1 pseudogene is annotated in these 1,415 nt (G+C 38.9%); it reads left to right on the forward strand.

Features of this window, described 5'->3' with window-relative positions:
• Positions 1-605: 605 nt before the first annotated feature.
• Positions 606-1,415 (forward strand): annotated as a pseudogene (locus BCT81_RS28155) (hypothetical protein); the annotation flags it as partial.

Consider the following 1,415-nt stretch of genomic DNA (forward strand, 5'->3'; position numbering starts at 1 on the left):
GAATTATAATTAAATAGAAGAATTTAAGAAGCACGCTCTGCTCCCTACCCACCGAATATCCACCCCATAAGCACGTAGATTATTTAATCACCACACTTTCAATATGTACAATGGCATTTATAGCGATAAATTCCAGATTATATCCCCAGTATCTAATATAGTCATTTTAACATGCCGCTAGATTTTAAGAGCTTATTAAAAGTACGACCATATACTGCGTCAAAAAAAACAATAAGCGACAAATGGCTGACTAAATACCACCAGCTAATTAATCCACGCTATAACCATACACTCAATATATGCCGCTAGTTCCTTATACATAGTCATTCAACTAATCATTTATAAAATATTAGTTTGCACAGCTGGCAACACAATAAAAATAACTATAATCGCGCAACTCTTTAACAAGCCGACAAAGGCATTTAAACAAAGCATCCTAACTTACTCGTATTTATCCCAATATGTGAATACGCAATGATTCAGCTCAGAATCATTGACCGCTCGCAAAAAACACCTGATTCCAATGTTAGTTTCAGATAAAAAATAAAGTGGCGGTTAAGTTAGGGAGAAATATCAATCCCACAATCAAAAACACAAGTCAGCTCATGCAAAAAAAGAACATTAACAAATACACCATTTCATTCGCAGCAATACTATCTATGGCCCTTACCGGGTGTGGCGGCGGCTCAAGCAGTGGAGGCTCGAATGATAATGGTTCAATTGATCCAGCACCGCTTGTTAAGCTTCCGGCCCTCAAATCACTGAATATTCCCCAAACCAACTTTCAGACAATTAAGCCTTCCAATTTTGACATTGAGCCCGCAAGCAATACGGCATTAAATACGATGGCGTACAAAAATTTACAAGGTGACGAGCGCATATTCGAAGTTGCCTTCCAGCCATGCGAACAATGTGACGAAGCGGTTATGCCAACGGTTACACGTGTATTCGATATCAACCAGAAGTACACCATGTTTAACATGGACAACTCAACGGTCGCTTGGAAAGGTAAAACATATCATGGCAATTACCCTGTCATCATGGACAAAGAAAGTGGTCAGCTTTACCCCATCGTGATTGACGGTAAGGTATCGGAATTTGATGCTGAGTTACAAAACGAGAGCCCATTTCTTAGCCAACAGAAACAAGGTGATTTAATACCAAATACGACACTATATAGCTTTGACATTACAGATGACGAGCATTGGCACACAAGAGGAATCTACAAAGCAGTGCTAGAAGATAATGCCTTTGTCTTCAAAACGTTAAAAAGTCGTGCGTATGCCGATGAACGAGACATACAGATAGACGCACAAGGTAACATTCTCGTCGACTACCAAGATCCACCAGAAGATCATGCTGTGAATTATAATCACTATGCCTATATCAAAAATTCAAATGAATATCAGGAACTT

The sequence above is a fragment of the Vibrio sp. 10N.261.52.A1 genome (genome assembly GCF_002876325.1).
Lineage (GTDB): Bacteria > Pseudomonadota > Gammaproteobacteria > Enterobacterales > Vibrionaceae > Vibrio > Vibrio chagasii.